Origin of the sequence: Amorphus orientalis (assembly GCF_030814015.1) — a bacterium.
Lineage (GTDB): Bacteria > Pseudomonadota > Alphaproteobacteria > Rhizobiales > Amorphaceae > Amorphus > Amorphus orientalis.
Genome location: NZ_JAUSUL010000001.1, coordinates 332,840 through 355,350, shown reverse-complemented (window position 1 = coordinate 355,350; position 22,511 = coordinate 332,840). Strand labels below are relative to the sequence as shown.

The following is a 22,511-nucleotide window of genomic DNA, read 5'->3' as shown; positions in this document are numbered from 1 at the left end:
GGACATCATCCTCACTGGCCGAGCCGTTCGAGCAGGGCGGGAATGTGCACCTGATCGGCCTTGTAGTTGCCGGTCAGGGTGTACATCACGATGTTGATGCCGGTGCGGATCGCCATTTCCCGCTGGAAGGGATCGGCCGGCACCGTCGGGAACATGAACTGGCCGTCGGTGCCGATCGCCCAGGCGCCGGCGAAGTCGTTGGCGGTGATCATGATCGGCGAGACCCCGTCGGCCGAGCGCGCCGGCCGGTCCGAAGCGGTCACGTCGGCGCTGAGCGCCTCCACCCAGAGCGGGCCGCCGGCCCATCGTCCGGGAAACTCCTGCAGCAGATAGAACGCCTTGGTGAGCACGTGGTCCGGCGGCACCGGCTCCAGCGGCGGAATGTTGAGGCCGTCGAGGATGGCCCTGAGGCGCAGCGTAGCCGGGCTGGCGCCGAGCCGGTCGACCCGGGTGCCGGCGGAAATCTGGTCCTTGGTGTCGAACAGGATCGTGCCGCCGTTCTTCATGTAGGCGTCGACCTTGGCCATGGCCTCGTCGGTCGGCCGGGCGGCATCCTCGGTCACCGGCCAGTAAAGGAGCGGGAAGAAGGCGAGATCGTCCTCCTCCAGGTCCACGCCCATCGGTTCGGCCGGCTCCAGCGCGGTGCGCCGGGCGAGGAACATCGACAGGCCCGACAGCCCGGCCCGGCTGGTTTCGTCGACCGCGTCGTCGCCGGTCAGCACGTAGCCGAAGCGGGTGGCAAGCGCCGCCTCCATGTCGAAGCCGTCGTCCTGGGCAAACCCCGGCGTCGGCGTCACGACCAGGGCCAGGGCGGCCAGCATCACGGCGGCCGTCGCCTCGCGCCGGCCAAGCCCGAGCCCGCCGGACAGCACCAGAACCGCAAGCGCATCAAGCAGCAGCAGGACCGAAGCCGCGCCGAGCACCCAACCCCTCAGATCGACCGGCCCTTCGCTGGCGTAGTCGGTGATCACGGCGCGATCGGCAAGCGGACCGAGATCGAGGGGCGCGAGGCCGTCGTCGGGTCCGAGGAGATTGATCGCCCGGAAGCCGTCCTCGGTGCCATAGAGGCCGGGGGGATGCTCCGGACCGAGCGCGACCTCGGCCACCGCGCCGGCCGGAAGCGGACGCACGGAGGGTCCCGGCTGCACGAGTTGACCCGCGCCATCGAGCACCCTGAGCGGCGGCAGCGGCGCGGAACTCACCTGCCCCTCGCCGCCGGGCGGCGTTCCCGCCAGGCCGATCAGCTTGCGCAGCATGTCCACGAAGGTTCCCGACAGCGGCAGGGTCGACCAGGTCGTGTCGGCGGTGACGTGGAAGAAAACGAGCCAGCCGTTCCCGAACCCCCGGGCCGTGACCAGCGGCGTTCCGTCGGCGAGGCTCGCCCACGTCCGGTCGGGCAGCACGGCCGACGGCTCGGCGAGAAGCTGACGTGTCACGGAGACGTCGTCCGGTGTCTCCAGACCGGCGAACGGTCCGGTCTCGTCGAACGGGGCGAGCGGCTGGGGATCTTCCCAGGACAGGCTACCGCCCAGCACCCGCGCGCCTTCGCGCATGGGAACGGGGACCAGCGCGTCCACGCCTTCGACCGTGCGCGGCCCGGCGAACCGGATCAGCACGCCGCCGTCCTGCACGAACCCGGAAAGGGTCTCCTCGGTCGATCCGACCAGCGTGCCGACATCGGCCAGCATGATGACGGACACCCCGCCGTCGACCAGTTGATCCACGGCCGAAGCCAGGTCGGAACTGCGCGGCTCGCGCACTTCCGCGAACGGTCCGACCGCACGCTCCAGATAGTGAAGCGGCGACAGAAGCGGCTGCGCGAGATCGGCCGATCCACCCGAAACCAGTCCGACGGCCCGGCGCTGCCAGCGGTCGTCGATCAGCTGGACCGAGCCCGCGGTTTCCGATCCGGGCACGTCGACCCGGGCGATATCGTTGCGGAGCTGGACCGGCAGATCGAAACGGACGGTTGTCTCGGTCGCTCCGTCGGCGAACGCGAACGGCGCCTCGGCGAGGGAGAACCCGCGCCGGTCCCGAGCGACGACGGTTCCTTCCACGGTTTCCGGCGCCGCCCCGTCGAGCCGCAGGAGCCGCACGTCCATGCCGTCGCTGGCGTTGTCGACACCGGCCAGGGCGACCAGGCCCGGCGCGCCTGAGCGGTAGACCCGGATCGGCGCGTCACCCGCCGCCGATGCCAGTGCGGTCTCGAAGGCGTCCGCCCCCTCGCCGCCGACATCCCCGGCGAGCCAGGCAACGCTTCCCGGCGTCGATGCGGCCCCCATGCGCTCCACCAGGGGAACCAGTGCGGCGCGGTCGACCGGCCAGGACCGGGGCTCTAGCGCGGCGAGCCGGTCGCGGACGTCGCCGGCAGCGGCCGGCTCGACCGGCTGGCCGGACCCGTCCGCCGTGCCCACCAGAACCACCGGACGGCCGGCGCTCTGGGCCTCGTCGAGGAGCGTCGTGGCGACCCGGCTGCGGGCTGGCCAGTCGTCCGCCGCACTCCAGCCGTTGTCGACCACGAGCCACAGCGGGCCCGACTGCATCGACCCGTCGGCGGCCGGTCGCCAGATCGGACCGGCGAGGGCGATGATGATCAGCGCGGCCAGAAGCAGGCGCAGAAGCATCAGCCACCAGGGGCTGCGCGAGGGCGTTTCCTCGCGCTTGGCCAGTTCCATCAGCAGGCGCGTCGGCGGAAAGGCGATCCGCTGCGGACGCGGCGGGGTCACGCGGAGCAGCCACCAGATCACCGGCAGGAGCGCCAGCGCGGTCAGGACGATCGGCGCGGTGAAGCCGAGGGACGCGATCATGGCTTGCCTCCGGCGGCCATGCGCGCCCTCAATGCCAGCAGCGGCTCGGCGGCGGAGCGGTCGGTATGATGAACGAGGAAGGTCCAGCCCAGCCGCCGGCACCGGTCGGCCAGCGCTTCGCGGTGCGCCTCGAGAACCCGGCGATAGTCACCGCGCCAGCGCTCGGCACGGCCGACCAGCAGCGTGGTTCCAGCTTCCGGATCGCGGAATTCCGCCCGCCCGCCGAAGGGAAACGTCTCCTCGACCGGGTCGAGCACTTGGACCAGATGCGCCCGGGCGCCGGTGCCGGCGAGCTTGTGCATCCACGCGTCGATCTCGTCGAGCGGATCGAGGAGGTCGCCGACCACCACCACGTCGGAAAAGCGGCGCACCTGTTCCGTTTCCGGCAGGGCCGAGGACGGTGCCAGATGCATCAGCGCGTCTGCGACACGCTCGGCGGCGTCCCGACTGGCGGTGGGCCGCATTCCGCCGATGAGACCGATCCGCTCGCCGCCGCGGGCCAGCAGGTCGGCGAGCGCCAGGGTCAGCACCACCGCGCGGTCGCGCTTCGTGACCGGGGACAGCTTCGATCCGAATGCCATGGAGGGCGACCGGTCGACCGACAGCCAGACGGTGTGCGCGGCCTCCCACTCCTGCTCGCGCACGAACAGGGCGTCGTCGCGCGCGGACCGGCGCCAGTCGACCCGGTGGGCCGGCTCGCCGGTCTCGAACGGACGGAATTCCCAGAAGGTCTCGCCGGGACCGGCCCGGCGGCGGCCATGCCAGCCCATCGCGACCGTCGCGGCGACGCGTCGCGCCTCCACGAGCAGGTCCGGCATCGTCGCGGCGACCGAGCGTGCGGACGCAAGGGCCGCCTGCCCCTCGCCTTGTGCCGATAGACCGCTTCGATCAGACGCCACGCGCTATCCTCGCCTTCGCCCTGGAGTGTGCAGTCGCTGCTCAGGCAATCTGCGCCTTGAGCTTCTCGATGACGCCGCGCACGGTCTTGCCGTCCGCACGGGCTGCGAAGGTGAGCGCCATACGGTGCTGCAGCACCGGCTCGGCCAGCGCAACCACGTCGTCGACGGACGGCGCGAGCCGGCCTTCGATGAGGGCGCGGGCGCGGACCGTCAGCATCAGGGCCTGGCTGGCGCGCGGCCCCGGTCCCCACGCGATGTCGCCGCCTTCGCCGTCGAGCTCGCCGGGCCGGGCGGCGCGGACCAGATCGAGGATCGCCTCGACCACCGATTCGCCGACCGGAAGGCGCCGCACCAGGGTCTGGTAGTCGACCAGTTCGCCCGGCTGCAGAACCGCTTCGGGGTTCGCGTCGTCGGCGCCGGTGGTCTCCAGCAGGATCTGACGTTCCGCCTCGCGCTCCGGATAGAACACGTCGATCTGCATCAGGAAGCGGTCGAGCTGGGCCTCGGGGAGCGGATAGGTGCCTTCGTGCTCCAGCGGGTTCTGGGTGGCCAGCACGTGGAACGGGTGCGGCAGCTCATGGGACTGGCCGGCGACCGTGACGTGGCTCTCCTGCATGGCCTGCAGCAGCGCCGACTGGGTGCGCGGGCTCGCCCGGTTGATCTCGTCGGCCATCAGGAGCTGGGCGAAGATCGGCCCGCGGATGAAGCGGAAGGTGCGGCTGCCGTCGGCGGCCTGTTCCAGCACCTCGGCGCCGAGAATGTCGGACGGCATCAGGTCCGGCGTGAACTGGATGCGCCGGGAATCGAGCCCGAGCACGGTGCCCAGCGTGTTGACCAGCCGCGTCTTGGCGAGACCGGGAACGCCGACCAGCAGGCCGTGCCCTCCCGACAGAAGGGTGACCAGAGTGCGCTCGACCACCGCCTCCTGGCCGAAGATGACGCGCCCGATCTCCTCGCGCGCGGCCACCATGCGCTCCGCCGCGGTTTCGGCCGCAGCCACGATGGCAGCGTCGTCGACGTCGTCCGGCTTGTTCATCACACTCATTCAGCTTGCCCTCTCACGAGGTCCCGCGCCGCGCCATCGGACGGCGGCAACCGGATCCGGTGTTGGTGACGAGTTTAGGGTCTTTACCCTGCCACGCCCATACGGGGGGCGCGCAATCCTCGCCATCCGGCTCGTAGCAACTTATGTTCCACGCACGAGACCAAAGCCTGAAGCACGGCGGAATTGCGGCATTGCACGCCGTCGCCAGAGCAGCGCGGGAGCGACCGACATGACCGGAGAACCCGACAATCAACACGACGTGAACACCGGCCTTTCCGGCCTGGAGGCCATGATCCGGCGCGCCGAATCCGGCGGCGGCGCGGCCCCTGTGGAGAAATGGGACCCGCCCCACTGCGGCAAGCTCGACATCCGGATCGCCCGGGACGGCCTGTGGTACTATCTCGGTACCCCCATCGGACGCGAGCCGCTGGTCCGGCTGTTCGCCTCGGTTCTGCGCCGCGACGACGACGGGATCACCTACCTGGTCACGCCGGTCGAGAAGATCGAGATCACGGTCGATGACGTCCCCTTTATCGGCGTGGAGCTGCATGCGACCGGCACGGGCCGGGATCAGGTGCTGACGGTCCGGACGAATGTCGGCGACGTGGTGGAAATCGACTCCGAACATCCGTTGCGCTTCGAGAAGGAAGCGGACACGGACGGCCTTCAGCCCTATCTTCTGGTCCGCGGCCGGCTGGAAGCCCGTCTGGGCCGGCCGCTCCTCTACGAACTGGTCGACCTCGGCACCACCGAGGAACGGGACGGCGTCGACTGGTTCGGCGTCTGGTCCAACGGCCTGTTCTTTCCGATGATGCGGCAGGCAGAACTGGAGCGTCTCGCCGGATGAGACAGGATGGTACCGCCCTGGAGGGCGGCCGCACGGACACCGTGGCGGACTGGCGCTCGATCCGGGCGCGGTCCGGCCGGCTGACCGCGTTCGACCGGTTCGTTCTCGACCGGCCGAACGCCGGCGACCACGTGCTCAATCCTCATCTGCCGAATACCGTCGGCGAGGGCTCCCATCTGCGCGACGCCGCCGTCCTGTTCGGCGTCGTGAAGCGGGATCCCGAGGCGACCGTCCTGTTCACGGTGAGGACCGAGAAGCTCAGCTCCCATGCCGGCCAGATCGCGCTTCCCGGCGGCAAGATCGATCCCGGCGACCAGGACCCGCTCGCCGCGGCGCTGCGGGAGGCGGAAGAGGAAATCGGGATCTCCCCCTCGCTGGTGGAGCCGCTCGGCTACGGCGACACCTACGCGACCGGCTCCGGCTTCCGGATCGTGCCCGTGGTCGGTCTGATCGATCCGGCCGCGAAGATCCGGGCCAATCCCCATGAGGTCGCCGATGTCTTCGAGGTGCCGCTCGGTCATCTGATGACCCCGTCCAACCACCAGCGCAACAGCCGCGAGTGGGAAGGGGGCCGCCGCTATTTCTATTCCATGCCCTATCGCGACCGCTATATCTGGGGCGTCACCGCAGGTATCGTCCGCACGCTCTTCGAACGCCTCTATCGCTGAGGCTTCCTTCCCGCACGAGCCCGAAGGATCGCCCAAATGGTGCGCGTCATCCTCGTCCAACTGATCCTGTTCCTGCTGCCGTTCATCGGCTGGGCCATCTTCCTCGCCGTCACCCGGGGGCTGTCCGACGCGCGCGCCAGCTATTTCATCGGCCCGATGCCCTACTGGCTTGCGGTCGCCGGACTGATTCTGTCGATCGCGGGGTTCCTCGCCCTCGGCGTGGTGGGCGACCAGGAAACGGGGGTCTATCACCCGCTGCGCTTCGAGGACGGCAAGCTGGTCCCCGGCGGATTTGATGACAACTGACGACCTGCCCTCGCTGGCCGATGCGGAGTGGCTCGGCCATCCGGCCACCCAGGCGCTGCTCGCGATCCTGGACGTCGATGGAGAAGAGGCCCGTGTGGTGGGCGGGGCCGTGCGCAACGCGCTGCTCGGCGAGCCTGTCCACGAGGTCGACATCGCGACGACCGCGCCGCCGCAGACCGTGACTGCGCGCGCAGAGGCGGCGGGGTTCAAGGTCGTGCCCACCGGGATCGACCACGGCACCGTCACGGTGGTGGTCGACGGCACGCCGTTCGAGGTGACGACGCTGCGCGAGGACGTGGAAACGTTCGGTCGCCATGCCACCGTCCGCTTCGGCCGGGACTGGACCGCCGACGCCCATCGCCGCGACTTCACCATGAACGCGCTTTCGGTGGACCGGACCGGCCGGCTGTTCGATCCGGTGGACGGATATCCCGACTGCCGCGCCCGGCGGGTCCGCTTCGTCGGCCGGGCCGACAGCCGGGTGCAGGAGGACTATCTCCGGATCCTGCGTTTCTTCCGCTTCCACGCGCACTACGGCGAGGGCCCGCCCGATCCCGACGGCTTTCTGGCCTCGATCCGCGGGCGGGACGGGCTCCGGAGGCTTTCGGCGGAGCGGATTGCCCAGGAGACGCGACGGCTGGTCACGGCACGGCGGGCCGGCGAGACCCTCACGCTGATGTCGGAGGCGGGGATCATCGAGATCGTGTTCGCCGGCATCGCCTATCCCGGCGTCTTGGACCGGCTGGCGCATCTGGAGGCGGAACGCGGAGAGGGTGCCACGCCCGCCCTGCGTATTGCTGCCGCCGGCACGCGTCTGCGCGAAGACGCCGAGCGCATCGCCGAACGGCTGAAACTCTCCAAGGCGGAGACGAAGACGATGCGCGCCGCGGTCGACGCCGCTCCGCATTTTCCCGTCGCCCCCGGCCAGCCGGCCCGTGCCCTGCGCTACCGTCTCGGCCGGGACGCCTTCCATGACGGCGTGCGGCTCGCCTGGGCGCAAAGCCTGGACCCGTCCCATGCCGCCCCCTGGCCGGAGCTGTTCGACCTGGCGGATCGCTTCACCCCGCCGGCCTTTCCGCTCGACGGCAAGACCCTGATCAAGGCCGGCGTGCCCTCCGGTCCGGAGCTCGGTGCCGCGCTGCGCCGGCTCGAGGACATCTGGATCGCGAGCGACTTCAGGCACGATCGGTCGGCGCTTCTGGAAAGGCTGGAAACGACACGCTGATCCCGCGCGGTGGGTCGCGGTGACACACGCCCGCCCCCGTGGCAAAAGATGCGCCTGACTTCCGGAGACCTGCCATGGCCAAGTTCCGCCTTCGCTCCTATTTCCGCTGGCTCGCGATCGGGTTTGCGGTGGTTATTGTCAGCGTGATCGTCGCGGCCGCCTGGACGCTCCCGCCGATGCTGGCGATCGGCTCGGCCTACGTGGCCAAGACGGTCTGTTCCGGCATGTATGTCTCCAATTTGAATCTCGACCGGATCTGGGACGAGGACGTGCTCGGTCGGGAAAACCCGCTGCTCAACCTCTACAGGGTGACGGTGGACGACCCGGTGAAGCAGATTTCCGCCTCGCCGTTCGGGGTCGGCGTGTTCGAGCGAACCGCGGTTCACCGCGACGGGCTGGGCTGTGCGCTCGCCATCGGCGTGTCGCCGTCTGACCTTGCCGACGAGACGCTACCTCCGATGACGGGGGCGCGCGAGAACGGCGCGCTCTGGCCCGAAGGCACCGGCATCGACGGACCGCCGCCGCAGGCCCTCGATGCCGCCCTCGAGAGGGCGTTCGCGGAGCCGGAGGGCGCCAATGCCGGCAAGCTCCGCACCCGGGCCGTCGTCGTCGTCCAGAACGGCCGGCTCATCGCCGAGCGCTATGCCGACGGGATCACCGCCGCGACGCCGCTGATCGGCTGGTCGATGGCAAAGACCGTGACCGGCGCGCTCGCCGGCGTCGCCATGGCCGAGTCCGATCTGGCTCTCGACATCGACCACCTGCTGCCGCAGTGGTCGAACGATGCCAATCCCAAGAGCCGCATCCCCTTCTCCGCGCTGCTCGATATGACCGACGGCCTCGCCTACAACGAGAGCTACGGCAGCGTCACCGATACCACCCGGATGCTCTACGAGAGCGGCAACGCGGTCGATTTCCTTGCCGCCATGGAGCAGGAGAGCCCTCCCGGCGAGACCTGGGACTATTCCAGCGGCGCCACCATGCTCGCCATGGGCGCGATCCGCGCCGCCCTGCCGACGGACCAGTGGCTGACCTTTCCCCGCGAGGCCCTGTTCGAGCCGATCGGCATGACCAGCGCGGTGTTCGAAACCGATCCGGCCGGCACCTTCATGGGCCCGTCCTGGCTGTCGGCGACCGCCCGCGACTGGGCCCGCTTCGGGCTTCTGATCCTGGAGAAGGGTCTGTGGGAGGGCGAACAGGTGCTCCCGGTCGGCTGGGTCGACACCATGGTCGAACCCGTCGAACAGTCCGGCGGGCGCATGGGCAAGGGCCAGATCTGGCTGCAGTCGGGCCTGTCGGGCGACACCATCCCGCCGGACACGCTCTGGATGCGCGGCCACGACGGCCAGACCGTCGCCATCGTCCCGTCGCAGGATCTGGTGGTGGTGCGGCTCGGCATGACCAATCCGCAGGGGCTCTACGATCGCAACGCCCTGCTGGCGGATGTGATCGGCGCCCTTCCGACGGGCGCGGCCTCGAGCCAGTAGGCCGCCTCCTTCGCCCAAAGGACCCGCCGCGACCGCCGCGCAAACGAAAAAGCCCGCATTCGGCGAATGCGGGCTTCTTCAATTTGCTATGTCCGGCGACGGTGCCGCCCCCGGCGACTGGCCTCAGTGACCGAGCGCCCGCTGCACGTCGCGGAGATGCTCCAGGTGCCGCTCGGCTTCGTCCCGGGTCGCCTCGTCCTTGGCGTCGTTGACGTCGTCCTGGGCGTCGGCGATCTGCCGCTCGATCTCCTCGCGGTCGATCTCCTTCACCGGGATCGCCTCTTCCGCCAGCACCGTCAGCCCGTTCGGCCCGGTGTCGGCGAAGCCGCCGCGCACGAAGATCTCGCGCTCGCCGTCGGCGCCGCCGCGCACCCGCAGGATGCCCGGCCGGAGCGTCGACAGGAACGGCGCGTGGCCTTCGAGAACCTCGAACTCGCCCTCGCTGCCGGGAACCCGCACGGCCGCGACCTCTTCGGAGACGAGAAGTCGCTCCGGCGAAACCAGCTCGAAGTGGAAGTTACCGGCCATCTGCCGTTCCCTCGCTTGTCCGTTGATCCGGGTTCAGCCGATTACGCCGCTTCCGCGGCCATCTGCTGACCCTTCTCGATGGCTTCCTCGATGGTGCCGACCATGTAGAAGGCGGCTTCCGGAAGGTGATCGTACTCGCCTTCGCAGAGACCCTTGAAGCCCTTGATGGTGTCGGCCAGCTCGACGAACACGCCCGGCTTGCCGGTGAACACCTCGGCCACGTGGAACGGCTGCGACAGGAAGCGCTCGATCTTACGGGCGCGGGCCACCGTCAGCTTGTCCTCTTCCGACAGCTCGTCCATGCCGAGAATGGCGATGATGTCCTGGAGCGACTTGTAGCGTTGCAGGATCTCCTGGACCTGGCGGGCGGTGTTGTAGTGCTCCTCGCCGATGATCATGGCGGAGAGCATGCGGCTCGTGGAGTCGAGCGGGTCCACCGCCGGGTAGATGCCCTTCTCCGAGATGGCGCGGTTGAGCACCGTCGTGGCGTCCAGATGAGCGAACGAGGTGGCCGGCGCCGGGTCGGTCAGGTCGTCGGCCGGCACGTAGATGGCCTGCACCGAGGTGATCGAGCCCTTGGTGGTGGTGGTGATCCGCTCCTGCAGCGCGCCCATGTCGGTGGCGAGCGTCGGCTGATAGCCCACCGCCGAAGGAATACGGCCGAGAAGCGCCGACACCTCGGAGCCCGCCTGGGTGAAGCGGAAGATGTTGTCCACGAAGAACAGCACGTCCTGGCCCTGGTCGCGGAAATATTCCGCGACGGTCAGGCCGGAGAGCGCCACACGGGCACGGGCGCCCGGAGGCTCGTTCATCTGGCCGTAGACCAGCGCGGCCTTGGAGCCTTCGCCGCCGCCTTCCTTGTTCACGCCGGACTCGATCATCTCGTAGTAGAGATCGTTGCCCTCGCGGGTGCGCTCGCCGACGCCGGCGAACACGGAGTAACCGCCGTGCTGGGTGGCGACGTTGTTGATCAGTTCCTGGATCAGCACGGTCTTGCCCACGCCGGCGCCGCCGAACAGGCCGATCTTACCGCCACGGGCGTAAGGCGCGAGCAGGTCGACGACCTTGATGCCGGTGACCAGGATCTCCGCTTCCGTCGACTGGTCCACATAGGACGGGGCCGGGGCGTGGATCGGGCGGGTCTCGGTGTGGGTGATCGGACCGCCTTCGTCCACCGGCTCGCCGATGACGTTCATGATGCGGCCGAGGGTGCCGTCGCCGACCGGAACCTCGATCGGGTTGCCGGTGTCGGTCACGTCCTGACCGCGGACGAGGCCTTCCGTGCCGTCCATGGCGATGCAGCGGACGGTGTTCTCGCCGAGGTGCTGGGCGACCTCCATGACGAGGCGCACGCCGTTGTTGTCGGTCTCCAGCGCGTTCATGATCGCGGGAAGCTCGCTATCGAACTTCACGTCGACGATCGCGCCGATCACCTGATGGATGGTTCCCACATTATTCGCCATGTGCATGCTCCGTCTCGAGCTGTGATCCGACCAACGTTTCGCTTCAGCGTCGCAAGCGGCCCGAGGGCCGCCTGGTCCGACGTCAGAGCGCCTCGGCGCCGGAAATGATTTCGATCAGTTCCTTGGTGATCTGGGCCTGACGCGTCCGGTTGTATTCCTGCGTCAGCTTGTCGATCATCTCGCCCGCGTTCCGGGTCGCATTGTCCATCGCGCTCATCCGAGCGCCCTGTTCCGACGCGGCGTTTTCCAGGAGCGCGTGCAGCACCTGGACCGAGACGTTCCGGGGGACGAGATCGGCCAGGATCTCGCTTTCCTCCGGCTCGTACTCGCGCACGGCCGTGGTGCCGTCGGTCTCGCTCTCGGCCGCATCCTCTTCCTCGCCCGGATCGGCCGGGATCAGCTGCTGGGCCGTCGGGATCTGGCTGATCACCGACTTGAACTGCGAGAAGAACAGCGTCGCCACATCGTAATCGCCGTTGTCGAACCGCTCGATCAGCTTCTCGCCGATCTTCTGGGCGTCGGCGAAGGAGATGCGCCGCACGTCCTTGAGTTCGACCACGTCGACGATCTGGCTCTTATACTCGCGCCGGAGGATGTCGTAGCCCTTCCGGCCGACGCAGAAGAACTGCACCGTCTTGCCGCTGGCCTGCAACCGCCGGGCATGCTCGCGGGCAAGCCGGACGATGGAGGAATTGAACGCGCCGCAAAGGCCGCGGTCGGCGGTGCAAACGACCAGAAGATGGGTGTCGTCGCGACCGTTGCCGACCATCAGCTTCGGGGCTTCGTCGCTTCCCCGCACCGCATCGGCAAGCGACACGAGCACGGCATGCATGCGTTCGGAGTAGGGACGCGCGGCCTCGGCCGCCTCCTCGGCTCGACGCAGTTTTGCCGCCGCGACCATCTGCATGGCCTTGGTGATCTTCTGCGTCGACTTGACGGAGGTGATCCGGTTGCGCAGGTCCTTCAAGCTCGCCATAGCGCGTCCTTTTTAGACGTGGGGCGCACGCGATTACGCGCTGAAGGTTTTGGCGAAGGAGTCGATCGCCGATTTGAGCTTGTCGCGCAAATCGTCTTTCAGCTCCTTTTTCTCCCAGATCTCGTCGAGGAGACCCTTGTGCTCGCCGCGAAGATAGCTGAGCAGCCCTTCCTCGAAGTCCTGCACGGCCGAGACCGGCAGCTTGTCGAGGTAGCCGTTCACGCCGGCGAAGATGACAGCGACCTGCTCTTCGGTCTTGAGCGGCGAGAACTGGGGCTGCTTCAGGAGCTCGGTCAGACGGGCACCGCGCGCCAGCAGGCGCTGGGTCGCCGCGTCGAGGTCCGAACCGAACTGGGCGAACGCGGCCATCTCGCGATACTGGGCCAGCTCGCCCTTAATCGGGCCGGCGACCTGCTTCATCGCCTTGATCTGGGCCGACGAGCCCACGCGGGACACCGACAGGCCGACGTTCACGGCCGGACGGATGCCCTGGTAGAACAGGTCGGTCTCCAGGAAGATCTGACCGTCGGTGATCGAGATCACGTTGGTCGGAATGTAGGCCGACACGTCGTTCGCCTGGGTCTCGATGACCGGCAGCGCCGTCAGCGAGCCGGAGCCGAGCTCGTCGTTGAGCTTGGCGGCGCGCTCGAGCAGGCGCGAATGCAGGTAGAACACGTCGCCCGGATAGGCTTCGCGGCCCGGAGGGCGGCGCAGCAGCAGCGACATCTGGCGATAGGCGACGGCCTGCTTGGAGAGGTCGTCGTAGCCGATCACGGCGTGCATGCCGTTGTCGCGGAAATACTCGCCCATGGCGCAGGCGGTGAACGGCGCCAGGAACTGCATCGGCGCCGGGTCGGAGGCGGTGGCGGCGACGACGATCGAGTACTCGAGCGCGCCGTTCTCCTCCAGCGTCTTCACGAACTGGGCGACCGTGGAGCGCTTCTGACCGACGGCGACATAGACGCAGTAGAGCTTCTGGCTCTCGTCGTCGCCCTGGTTCAGCGGCTTCTGGTTCAGGAAGGTGTCGAGGATGATCGCGGTCTTGCCGGTCTGACGGTCACCGATGATCAGCTCGCGCTGGCCGCGGCCCACCGGGATCAGGGCGTCGATCGCCTTCAGACCCGTGGACATCGGCTCGTGCACCGACTTGCGGGGGATGATGCCCGGGGCCTTCACGTCGACGCGGCGCCGTTCGGCGGCGTCGATCGGTCCCTTGCCGTCAATCGGATTGCCGAGCGCGTCGACGACGCGGCCGAGCAGACCCTTGCCGACCGGAGCGTCCACGATGGCGCCCGTGCGCTTCACCGTGTCGCCTTCCTTGATCTGGCGGTCGTCGCCGAAAACCACGATGCCGACATTGTCGACCTCGAGGTTCAGCGTCATGCCGCGGATCCCGTTCGGGAACTCGACGAGCTCGCCGGCCTGGACCTTGTCGAGGCCGTAGACGCGGGCGATGCCGTCACCGATCGAGAGAACCTGGCCGACCTCGGAGACTTCGACTTCCTCGCCGAAGTTCTGGATCTGCTGTTTGAGGATGGCGGAGATTTCCGCGGCGCGAATATCCATCAACCGACCTCTTTCATAGCGGTCTTGAGCGAATTCAATCGTGTACGCAAGGACGTATCGATCATGCGGGAGCCGACTTTGACAACGAGGCCGCCGATCAGGCTCGGGTCGACTTTAGTCGAGAGCTTGATAGCACGTCCTGTCTCGCCGGCAAGGATCTCGCGCAGGCGCGTCTCGTTATCTTCCGAGAGCGGCTCCGCGCTGGTGACCTCGGCGAGCATCTCGCCGCGGTGAGCAGACATAAGTGACTGGAAGGCACGGACGATATCCCGGGCTGCGAACAGCCGGCGGTTTTCCGCGACCACCTTGAAGAAGTTGGCCGTGAGCTTTCCGGTTTCCGCCTTGGCGAAAATCGCGTCGAGCGCTTCGACCTGATCGCTCTTGGAATAGAGCGGGCTTACGGCAAGGCGGCGCAGATCCTCGCTTTCGTCGAGCATCTTGCCAAACGCTTCGACGTCGGATTCCACCGCGTCGAGGGCGTTTTCATCCTTGGCAAGCTCGAACAGAGCCGAGGCGTACCGCAGCGCAACACCGGATGTGAACGATTGGGCGTCTGTCACCGGTATCCTTCTTTCGTTCAGGCGGACGGGTCGGCAGCAAGTGCCGCGAGTGCCTAGAAATTTCGCAGAACAGAAATCGGCGGCTGGCCAGCCTCTCGGCGGCCGCGGCCCGCTTAGCACACGGGATATCGGCGCGCAACATACCGGGCGGCGCGCATGGTGCGTTTCGCCGCGAAGTTGCGCTGACCGGAAAAACGGCGGCCAGCTTGAAAAAACCGCATCTTCGGGCGGATCCGGTCGGGAATCCGCTCACAGAAAACTTTGCGGATCGACGTCGACCATGCACTTCAGCGCGCCGCGCGGACGCGGACCGGCGGCGAGCCAGTCGCGCAGATAGGCCTGCAGATCCACCGAACGCGGCGCGCGGGCCAGGAGCCGGAACCGGTAGCGTCCGCGCAGCACCGCGAGTGCCGCCTCGGCCGGACCCAGGACCTCGACGGCATCGGATCTCGGCGCGGCGCGGGCGAGCGCCCGGGCATAGGATTCGGCCTCGTGCTTGTCCGGACCGGACACGACGATCGCCGCGAGCCGTCCGAACGGGGGCAGGCCGGCATTGCGTCGGGCCGCCACCTCCTCCCGGTAGAACGCCTCCCGGTCGCCGGAGACCAGCGCCTTGATCACCGGATGCTCCGGCGCATAGGTCTGCAGCATCCCCTCGCCCGTCCCGCCGGTGCGTCCGGCCCGGCCGGTCACCTGGGTCAGGAGCTGAAAGGTGCGCTCCGCCGCGCGCGGATCGCCGTTGGCGAGCCCCAGATCCGCATCCACGACGCCGACCAGCGCCAGGTTGGGAAAGGTGTGGCCCTTGGCGACCAGCTGGGTGCCGACGATGATATCCACACCGCCGTCCGCCACCAGCTGCAGTTCCCGGCGCAGCCGGTCCGACCCGCCCGGCAGGTCGGACGAGAGCACGAGAATGCGGCTGTCGGGATGGCGCGCGCGCACTTCTTCCGCGATCCGCTCCACGCCAGGCCCGCAGGCGACGAGGCTGTCCAGATCGCCGCATTCGGGGCACGCCTCCGGCCGCTTCTCGCTGTGGCCGCAATGATGGCACTCCAGGCGACCGCGCAGCCGGTGATCCACCAGCCAGGTCGAGCAGTTCGGGCAGACGAAGCGGTGGCCGCAGGTCCGGCACAGCGTCAAAGGCGCATAGCCGCGCCGGTTCAGGAAAAAGAGAACCTGGCGGCCGTCCGCCAGCACCCGCTCGGCGGCCGATGCGAGCCGGGGCGAGATCCACTGGCCCTGCTCCGGACCGTCGCGGCGCATGTCGATCGCCGTCACCTCCGGCATTTCCGACCCGGCGATCCGGGTCGGCAGATGCAGCCGGCGGTAGCGTCCCTGGTCGGCGTTGACCCGGCTCTCGATGGACGGTGTCGCCGACGACAGGATGACCGGAAAGCCGCCTTCGCGCCCGCGTACGATCGCCATGTCGCGGGCGTGGTAGCTGACCCGGTCCTCCTGCTTGTAGGCGGGGTCGTGCTCCTCGTCGACGATCACCAGACCGAGATCGGCAAACGGCAGGAACAGGGCCGAGCGTGCGCCGACGACGATCGGCACCCGTCCCTCTGCGACGCCACGCCACACCCTGGCCCTTTGGCGCGGCGGCACGGCGGAATGCCATTCGGCCGGCCGCGCCGCGAATCGTCGCTCGATCCGGTCGATGACCACGTTGGTAAGCGAGATTTCCGGCATCAGGATCAGGCTCTGGCGGCCCCGCCGGACGGTTTCCGCCACCGCCTCCAGAAACACCTCCGTCTTGCCGGAGCCGGTGACGCCGTCCAGCAGCGACACGGAGAACCGGTCGGCCGCGACGGCCGTCACCAGACTGTCGGCCGCATGGCGCTGGGCGTCGAAGAGTTTTGGGGGCCGCGCCTCGGGATCGGGGACCGCATAGGCCGTGCTCGGCGGGATGAGGACGGCTTCGAGACAGCCCTGGGCCACCAGCCCGTCGACCACCGAGGGGGACACCCCCGCCGCGGTCGCAAGACCCGACTTGGACCAGGCCATCCCGTCGCTCATCATCTCCAGAACCCGGGCGCGGGCGTCGGTGCGTCGCTCCGGCGCGGTTCCGGTGGCGCGCACCGCCTTGATCGGCGGCTCCGGCTCCAGCGCGTCCGGCACCCTCAGCACCATTCTGAGGATCATGCCCCGGGTGCCCAGGGTCCACGCCGCGACCCAGTCCACGAACCGGCGCAGATCGTCGGCGATCGGCGGGCAGTCGAAGATCCGGCTGACCTCCCGGATCCGGTTGTGGCCGATGGTCTCGTCCGGCGGATCGTCCCAGACGCAGCCCAGTACCTCGCGCGTGCCCAGCGGCACAGCGACCACGGTTCCCGGCGCGAGCGCCCGGTCGCTGGCATAGGTGTAGGGGGCGTCGACGGCCACCGGAACCAGCACCGAGACGCGATGATCGCGCCGGCCGCTCGCCCTCGGCGCCGTGCCGAACAGATCCGTCACCCGATCGATCCCCCGACTGCGCGCGCCCTCAGGCCGGCCCGTGGCACACGGCCTCGAGATTGTGGCCCTCGGGATCGATCACGAAGGCGCCGTAGTAGTCCGGATGATACTGGGGCCGCAGGCCGGGTGCCCCGTTGTCGGTCGCCCCCGCCTCGAGCGCCGCGCGGTAGAAGGCGTCGACCTGTGCTCTGTCCTCGGCCAGGAGCGCGATGTGCATCTGCGGCGAGGGCCCGCCTGTCGCGATCCAGAATTCCGGCTTGAAGCCGCGGCCGAACCCGATCGCATGGCCGCCGTGCGCCGTCTGCTCCGGCCCGACCTCCATCACCGCGGCGATGCCGAGCGGCGCGAGGGCAGCCGTGTAGAACGCCTTTGCCTTTTCATAGTCCCCAACCGCAAATCCGATGTGATCGATAATCACCGTCTTTCCTCCTTGCGTCCGAGACGAGGCTGGCCCATGACGACGCGGAACGTGAAGAGGACGCCCCCATGAAATTTTTCGTCGACACGGCCGATGTAGCCGAGATTCGCGCCCTTGCGGAGACCGGTCTTCTGGACGGGGTAACCACGAACCCGTCCCTGATCATGAAATCCGGCCGGCCGATGACCGATGTGATCGCGGAAATCTGCGAGATCGTGCCCGGTCCGGTGAGCGCGGAAGTCGCCGCGACCGATGCGGACGAGATGATCGCCGAAGGCCGCAAGCTCGCCAAGATCGCCTCGAACGTGACGGTGAAGGTGCCGCTGACATGGGCCGGGCTGAAGGCCTGCCGCACGCTCTCCGGCGAGGGCACCATGGTCAACGTGACGCTGTGCTTTTCCGCCGTTCAGGCGCTGCTGGCCGCCAAGGCGGGCGCGAGCTTCATCTCGCCCTTCATCGGCCGCCTCGACGATATCGGCCTGGACGGGATGCAGCTCATCCAGGAAATCCGACAGGTCTACGACAACTATCCGGCGCTGGAGACCGAGCTTCTGGCCGCCTCGCTGCGTACCTCCAACCACGTGCGCGACTGCGCGCTGGCGGGAGCCGACGTGGCGACGATCCCGCCGGCCATCATCCACAAGCTCGTCGAGCATCCGCTGACCGACAAGGGCCTCGATGCCTTCCTGTCCGACTGGAAGAAGACCGGTCAGTCGATCCTCTGAGGCGGGCGACTAACCCGACCTTAAGGGGTCGCGCGCACTGTCCTTTCTGGCGGATGGAGACCGCCTGCGGAAGGACGATGGCATGACGGCACCGATCCAGATCATGGCGCCGGATCTCGCCGCCGAGGTCCGGTCCTGGCTGGCCCATCTGGCCGGCGAGCGGCGGCTGGCCGGCCATACGCTCGAAGCCTACGAGCGCGACGTGCGTCAGCTCTGCGGATTTCTCACCGAGCATCTTGGCGCACCGCCCGCCATCGCCGATCTCGCCGGACTTGAAACCCGGGACGTGCGCGCCTTCTTCGCCCGGCGTCGCATGGGCGGCGCCTCGACGCGGACCGTCGGGCGCGGGCTCGCCGGGGTCCGCTCCTTCGTCACCTATCTGGAAAAGAAGGAGCTCCTGTCGGCCGATGCGGTCCGGCTGGTGTCCGCACCGAAGACCTCGAAGCGGCTGCCCCGGCCGGTGGGCATTCCCGACGCCCGGGCCATGCTGGAGGCCGCCGGCGATCACGAGGAGCCGTGGATTGCGGCCCGGGACGCAGCGATCCTGACGCTTCTCTACGGCGCCGGCCTGCGCATCGCCGAGGCCCTGTCGCTGCCCCGCAGCGATGCCCCCACCGATCCCGCCATCGCGCTCCGCGTCACCGGCAAGGGCGGACGGGTCCGCCTGGTCCCGGTCCTGCCGGCGATCGCCGAGGCGACCACCGCCTATCTGGGTCTCGTTCCCTTCCATCTGGAGCCCGACGACCAGCTCTTCCGCGGCGCCAAGGGCGGCCCGCTGTCGCCGCGCATCGTCCAGCGCACCGTCGCCCATCTGCGCGGCGCGCTGGGCCTGCCCGACAGCGCGACGCCGCATGCGCTGCGGCATGCTTTCGCAACCCATCTGCTGGCGGCCGGCGGCGACCTGCGCGCCATCCAGGAACTGCTCGGACACGCCAGCCTGTCGACCACCCAGGGCTACACCCAGGTCGACACCGCCCATCTTCTCGAGAGCTACGCCAAGGCGCATCCCCGCGCCTGATCGTTCCGGTCGGACTCGATGCCTCTGGACGGCCGCCCGGATCACACCCGATGATGCCGGCCGGATCCGCAAACCGTCGGCAGGGCCATGTCCGCGATCGATTTCTTCTACGAGTTCGCCTCGACCTATTCCTACCTCACCGCGGAGCGCATCGAGGCGCGCGCGGCGGACGCGGGTGTGGAGGTACGCTGGCGCCCCTTTCTGCTCGGCCCCATCTTTCAGGCCCAGGGCTGGGACTCCTCGCCGTTCAACATCTATCCCGCCAAGGGCGCCTATATGTGGCGCGATGTTGCCCGTCTCGCCGAAGCGCGCGGTCTCGGCTTCGTCCGCCCCGATCCCTTTCCCCAGACCAGCCTGCGCGCCGCCCGCTGCGTCCTTGCCGTCGACCCGGCCGAGAGGCCGGCCGCAAGCCGGGCGATCTTCCGGGCGGAATTCGCCGACGGTGCCCAGATCTCCGACGAGGTCGTCCTGCGGCGCGCTTTGGAAGCGGCCGGTGTCGACGCGGACGCGACGCTTGCCGCCGCCGCCACCGATCCGGTGAAGGCCGCGCTGCGCGCGAACACCGACGAAGCCATCGCAAAGGGCGTGTTCGGGGCGCCGAGCTTCGTGACCGAAGACGGCGAACTCTTCTGGGGTGACGACCGTCTCGAGGACGCGCTGGCGTGGGCCAGCGAAAGTGTGGCGCGGCGGCCATAGGACGCCCACGGCTGGTCCGTTAGAAGGACGGCTGCGTATCCATTGGCACAGCATTCCGATCGCGACATCCCCGGAGACCTCCATGTCCCTGCTTCGCTGGCTCGCCATCCCCGCCCTCGCCGTTATCCTGGCCGGCTGCATGACGACGCCGGACGCGGACGTGCCGCCGAAGGTGGAGGCGCTGACGCTGGAATCCTTCTTCGTCGGCCGGACCAGCGGCGAAGGCCGGTTCGAGAGCGACATTGCCGGCGTCGACCGATCGTTCACGATCAGGACACGGGGCACCTGGGACGGCCGGACCCTCACCCTGCGGGAGGATTTCCGCTTCGACGACGGCGAGACAGACCGCAAGACCTGGCGCTTCACCAAGCAGGCCGATGGCAGCTACAAGGGCACCCGCGAGGACGTGATCGGGGTGGCCGACGTCTGGCAGGACGGAAAGACCGTCCGGCTGTCCTATGACGCGGAAGTCGTCGGCAAGAACGGGAAGCGCCGCGTCCTGTCGTTCGAGGACGTGCTGGTGCCCCAGTCCCGCGACGTGGTGGTCAACAAGGCGATCGTCAGCAAGTACGGCGTGCCGGTCGCAACGGTGGATGTGGTCTTCCGTCGGAACCCGAGATAGGGGAATGTGGGCTCGGTCTCACCGCCGATCCCACGGAGCGTCCCCACCTTGGATTTCCTGCCGAGCCTTCCCGTCTTCTCCGCGTTCCTGCTCGCGGCCGTCGCGCTGACCCTGACGCCGGGGCCCGACATGACGCTGTTTCTGGGCAAGACGATCGCCCAGAGCCGTCTTGCCGGGCTGGCGTCGATGGCCGGCGCCATGACCGGTCTTCTGTTCCACACGCTGCTGGTGGCGATCGGCCTTTCTGCGCTGCTGGCGGCCTCGGCGACCGCATTCCTCGTCCTGAAAGTGGTGGGCGCCGCCTATCTCCTGTGGCTCGCGGTCCAGGCACTGCGGCACGGGTCGGCGCTCGCCGTCGACGACCGCAAGGCCGCGCCGGACCCGCTCGGGCGGGTCTTCGCCAAGGGGCTGATGATCAACCTCCTCAATCCGAAGATCATCGTCTTCTTCGTGACGTTCCTGCCGCAGTTCGTGAATCCGAGCGCGCCGAACGCGGCGGCAACCCTGATCTTCCTGGGCCTGGTCTTCATCGCGATTGCGGTCGCCTTTTCCACGGCGATGATCCTCGCCGCCGACACCATCGCGCTCCGCCTGCGCCGCTCGCCGCGCCTCACGCGCCTGATCGACTGGCTGTTCGCCTCGGTGATGGCCGGATTTGCGGTGAAGCTGGCGCTCGCAGAAGCGAAGTAAGAGCAATCCCAGGAAAAGTGGGAACCGGTTTTCCGTCCGGGATTGCGTTGAAAGAGGAGCGCTCACGCGAACTCACTTCGTTCGCCGCTGCGCGGGCGCGCCCTATTCTTTCGTCCCGGTCGCTTCGCTCTGCGCCTCTTGACCGGCCGGCGGACGGTCGTCCGCTGACAAGCAAAGCCAGCGAAAGTGGAAACCGGTTTCGCGTCCGGCTTTGCGGAGTAAGAAAGCAATCCCAGGAAAAGTGGGAACCGGCGACGTCAGGCCGAGGCTTCGGCGGCGGCTTGGCGCAGCGCGCTCGCGCGGATCTTCTCCGAAGCCGACTTGAGCTGTCCGCAGGCAGCCGAGATGTCGCGGCCGCGCGGCGTGCGGATCGGCGAGGCGTAGCCGGCCCGGTTCACGATGTCGGCGAAGGTCTCGATCGTTTCCCAGTCCGAGCAGTCATAGGCCGAGCCGGGCCACGGATTGAACGGGATCAGGTTGATCTTGGCGGGGATGCCTTTGAGCAGCCGCACCAGTTCGCGCGCATCGGCCGGGCTGTCGTTCACACCGGCCAGCATCACGTACTCGAAGGTGATCCGTCGGGCGTTGGACAGGCCGGGATAGGCGCGGCAGGCGTCCAGCAGCTCGGCGATCGGATAGCGCTTGTTGAGGGGCACGAGTTCGTCGCGAACCTCGTCGCGGACCGCGTGCAGCGAGATCGCCAGCATGACCCCGATCTCCGATCCGGCCCGTTCGATCATGGGCACCACACCCGACGTGGAGAGCGTGATCCGGCGCTTCGAAAGCGCGACACCTTCGCCGTCGGAAGCGATCAGGAGCGCCTGCTTCACGGCGTCGAAATTGTAGAGCGGCTCGCCCATGCCCATCATCACGATGTTCGAGACGAGCCTGCCTTCCGAAGGCACGATCGCGCCATCGGCCGGCGCCGCCCCGGGCAGGTCGCCGAGCCGCGCCCGCGCCGCGAGGATCTGCTGCAGGATCTCGCCCGCCGTCAGGTTGCGCACGAGCCGCTGGGTCCCGGTATGGCAGAACGAGCAGGTCAGCGTGCAGCCGACCTGGCTGGAGACGCACAGCGTCCCCCTGCCCTCTTCGGGAATGTAGACGGTTTCGACCTCGACCGGCCGGCCCGCCCCGCGCGGCGGAAACCGAAAAAGCCACTTGCGGGTGCCGTCGACGGAGATCTGCTCGGAGACGACCTCCGGCTCCGACAGGCTTGCCACCTCGGCCAGCCGCTCGCGCAGATCGCGGCTGACGTTGGTCATCTGGTCGAGATCGGTCGCCCCGCGCAGATAGAGCCAGTTCCAGAGCTGGGCCGTCCGCATCCGGACCTGACGGTCCGCCACCCCGGCGCTCTTCAGAACCTCACCCAAGCCGTCCCGGTCGAGACCGACCAGCGGCACGCGCGGGTCCTCGACCGCAGATGGCGCGGCGGGTTTGACGGTTTCGGCGGTGTCGATCAGCAGGGTCATGACGGCTCAGATCGGGATCGTGACGGGCCGGTACAAGCCCGG

The 22,511-nt window shown here is 68.5% G+C and carries 21 protein-coding genes; 10 read left to right on the top strand and 11 right to left on the bottom strand.

Going from position 1 to position 22,511, the window contains the following annotated elements:
- Positions 1-11: 11 nt before the first annotated feature.
- The 3 genes from J2S73_RS01640 to J2S73_RS01630 are packed head-to-tail and all read right to left on the bottom strand — an operon-like array spanning position 12 to position 4,751.
- On the bottom strand, positions 12-2,807 hold the full coding sequence (locus tag J2S73_RS01640) for a DUF4159 domain-containing protein (RefSeq protein WP_306883681.1): 2,796 nt from the start codon (positions 2,805-2,807) through the stop codon (positions 12-14).
- Positions 2,804-3,706 carry a DUF58 domain-containing protein gene (locus J2S73_RS01635; protein WP_306883680.1) on the bottom strand — a complete coding sequence of 301 codons (903 nt, stop codon included), beginning with the start codon at positions 3,704-3,706 and terminating at the stop codon, positions 2,804-2,806. Before J2S73_RS01635 ends, J2S73_RS01640 begins: the two co-directional genes overlap by 4 nt.
- A gap of 40 nt (positions 3,707-3,746) precedes the next feature.
- Positions 3,747-4,751 carry an AAA family ATPase gene (locus J2S73_RS01630; protein ID WP_306883679.1) on the bottom strand — a complete coding sequence of 335 codons (1,005 nt, stop codon included), beginning with the start codon at positions 4,749-4,751 and terminating at the stop codon, positions 3,747-3,749.
- 229 nt (positions 4,752-4,980) lie between these two features.
- Here J2S73_RS01630 and J2S73_RS01625 point away from each other — a divergent pair, with 229 nt between their 5' ends.
- The 5 genes from J2S73_RS01625 to J2S73_RS01605 all read left to right on the top strand — a co-directional run bounded on the left by J2S73_RS01625 (position 4,981) and on the right by J2S73_RS01605 (position 9,284).
- The gene (locus J2S73_RS01625) at positions 4,981-5,598 is read left to right on the top strand and encodes a DUF1285 domain-containing protein (protein ID WP_306883678.1); all 618 of its coding nucleotides are present in this window, start codon (positions 4,981-4,983) and stop codon (positions 5,596-5,598) included.
- Positions 5,595-6,266 carry a CoA pyrophosphatase gene (locus J2S73_RS01620; RefSeq protein ID WP_306883677.1) on the top strand — a complete coding sequence of 224 codons (672 nt, stop codon included), beginning with the start codon at positions 5,595-5,597 and terminating at the stop codon, positions 6,264-6,266. The genes J2S73_RS01625 and J2S73_RS01620 overlap by 4 nt, the downstream gene beginning before the upstream one ends.
- Before the next feature lie 36 nt (positions 6,267-6,302).
- On the top strand, positions 6,303-6,572 hold the full coding sequence (locus J2S73_RS01615; RefSeq protein ID WP_306883676.1) for a DUF6111 family protein: 270 nt from the start codon (positions 6,303-6,305) through the stop codon (positions 6,570-6,572).
- Complete coding sequence (locus tag J2S73_RS01610) at positions 6,562-7,797, top strand: CCA tRNA nucleotidyltransferase (protein WP_306883675.1); 1,236 nt, start codon at positions 6,562-6,564, stop codon at positions 7,795-7,797. The genes J2S73_RS01615 and J2S73_RS01610 overlap by 11 nt, the downstream gene beginning before the upstream one ends.
- 74 nt (positions 7,798-7,871) lie before the next feature.
- Complete coding sequence (locus J2S73_RS01605; protein WP_306883674.1) at positions 7,872-9,284, top strand: serine hydrolase domain-containing protein; 1,413 nt, start codon at positions 7,872-7,874, stop codon at positions 9,282-9,284.
- A 123-nt stretch (positions 9,285-9,407) separates the two neighbouring features.
- On the opposite strand, the gene J2S73_RS01600 is transcribed toward J2S73_RS01605, so the two are convergent.
- The 7 genes from J2S73_RS01600 to J2S73_RS01570 form a co-directional block, all read right to left on the bottom strand.
- A complete protein-coding gene (locus J2S73_RS01600; protein WP_306883673.1) occupies positions 9,408-9,812 on the bottom strand; it encodes a F0F1 ATP synthase subunit epsilon in 405 nt (134 codons plus the stop codon).
- Between the two features lie 41 nt (positions 9,813-9,853).
- Positions 9,854-11,281: a F0F1 ATP synthase subunit beta gene (gene atpD / locus J2S73_RS01595; RefSeq protein ID WP_370874374.1), complete on the bottom strand. Its 1,428-nt coding sequence runs from the start codon at positions 11,279-11,281 to the stop codon at positions 9,854-9,856.
- 76 nt (positions 11,282-11,357) lie between these two features.
- On the bottom strand, positions 11,358-12,251 hold the full coding sequence (locus J2S73_RS01590) for a F0F1 ATP synthase subunit gamma (RefSeq protein ID WP_306883671.1): 894 nt from the start codon (positions 12,249-12,251) through the stop codon (positions 11,358-11,360).
- A gap of 33 nt (positions 12,252-12,284) precedes the next feature.
- Positions 12,285-13,817: a F0F1 ATP synthase subunit alpha gene (gene atpA, locus J2S73_RS01585; protein ID WP_306883670.1), complete on the bottom strand. Its 1,533-nt coding sequence runs from the start codon at positions 13,815-13,817 to the stop codon at positions 12,285-12,287.
- Positions 13,817-14,383, bottom strand: a complete 567-nt coding sequence (locus J2S73_RS01580; protein ID WP_370874398.1) for a F0F1 ATP synthase subunit delta — start codon at positions 14,381-14,383, stop codon at positions 13,817-13,819. The genes atpA and J2S73_RS01580 overlap by 1 nt, the downstream gene beginning before the upstream one ends.
- Positions 14,384-14,626: 243 nt before the next feature.
- Positions 14,627-16,831 carry a primosomal protein N' gene (locus J2S73_RS01575; RefSeq protein ID WP_306883668.1) on the bottom strand — a complete coding sequence of 735 codons (2,205 nt, stop codon included), beginning with the start codon at positions 16,829-16,831 and terminating at the stop codon, positions 14,627-14,629.
- A 28-nt stretch (positions 16,832-16,859) separates the two neighbouring features.
- Complete coding sequence (locus tag J2S73_RS01570; RefSeq protein WP_306884924.1) at positions 16,860-17,246, bottom strand: VOC family protein; 387 nt, start codon at positions 17,244-17,246, stop codon at positions 16,860-16,862.
- 71 nt (positions 17,247-17,317) lie between these two features.
- On the opposite strand from J2S73_RS01570, the gene fsa reads away from it, so the two are divergent.
- The 5 genes from fsa to J2S73_RS01545 all read left to right on the top strand — a co-directional run bounded on the left by fsa (position 17,318) and on the right by J2S73_RS01545 (position 21,000).
- Positions 17,318-17,974, top strand: a complete 657-nt coding sequence (fsa, locus tag J2S73_RS01565) for a fructose-6-phosphate aldolase (RefSeq protein WP_306883667.1) — start codon at positions 17,318-17,320, stop codon at positions 17,972-17,974.
- Positions 17,975-18,056: 82 nt separating this feature from the next.
- The gene (locus tag J2S73_RS01560) at positions 18,057-18,992 is read left to right on the top strand and encodes a tyrosine recombinase XerC (protein WP_306883666.1); all 936 of its coding nucleotides are present in this window, start codon (positions 18,057-18,059) and stop codon (positions 18,990-18,992) included.
- Positions 18,993-19,079: 87 nt separating this feature from the next.
- Entirely contained in the window at positions 19,080-19,688 is a 609-nt protein-coding gene (locus J2S73_RS01555) for a 2-hydroxychromene-2-carboxylate isomerase (RefSeq protein WP_306883665.1), read from the top strand.
- Between the two features lie 82 nt (positions 19,689-19,770).
- Positions 19,771-20,310 (top strand): DUF3833 family protein, encoded by a 540-nt coding sequence (locus J2S73_RS01550; RefSeq protein WP_306883664.1) that lies wholly within the window; start codon positions 19,771-19,773, stop codon positions 20,308-20,310.
- A 48-nt stretch (positions 20,311-20,358) separates the two neighbouring features.
- Positions 20,359-21,000 carry a LysE family translocator gene (locus J2S73_RS01545; RefSeq protein WP_306883663.1) on the top strand — a complete coding sequence of 214 codons (642 nt, stop codon included), beginning with the start codon at positions 20,359-20,361 and terminating at the stop codon, positions 20,998-21,000.
- A gap of 257 nt (positions 21,001-21,257) precedes the next feature.
- Here J2S73_RS01545 and rlmN read toward each other — a convergent pair whose 3' ends face one another.
- A complete protein-coding gene (rlmN, locus tag J2S73_RS01540) occupies positions 21,258-22,469 on the bottom strand; it encodes a dual-specificity RNA methyltransferase RlmN (protein WP_306883662.1) in 1,212 nt (403 codons plus the stop codon).
- Between the last annotated feature and the right edge of the window lie 42 nt (positions 22,470-22,511).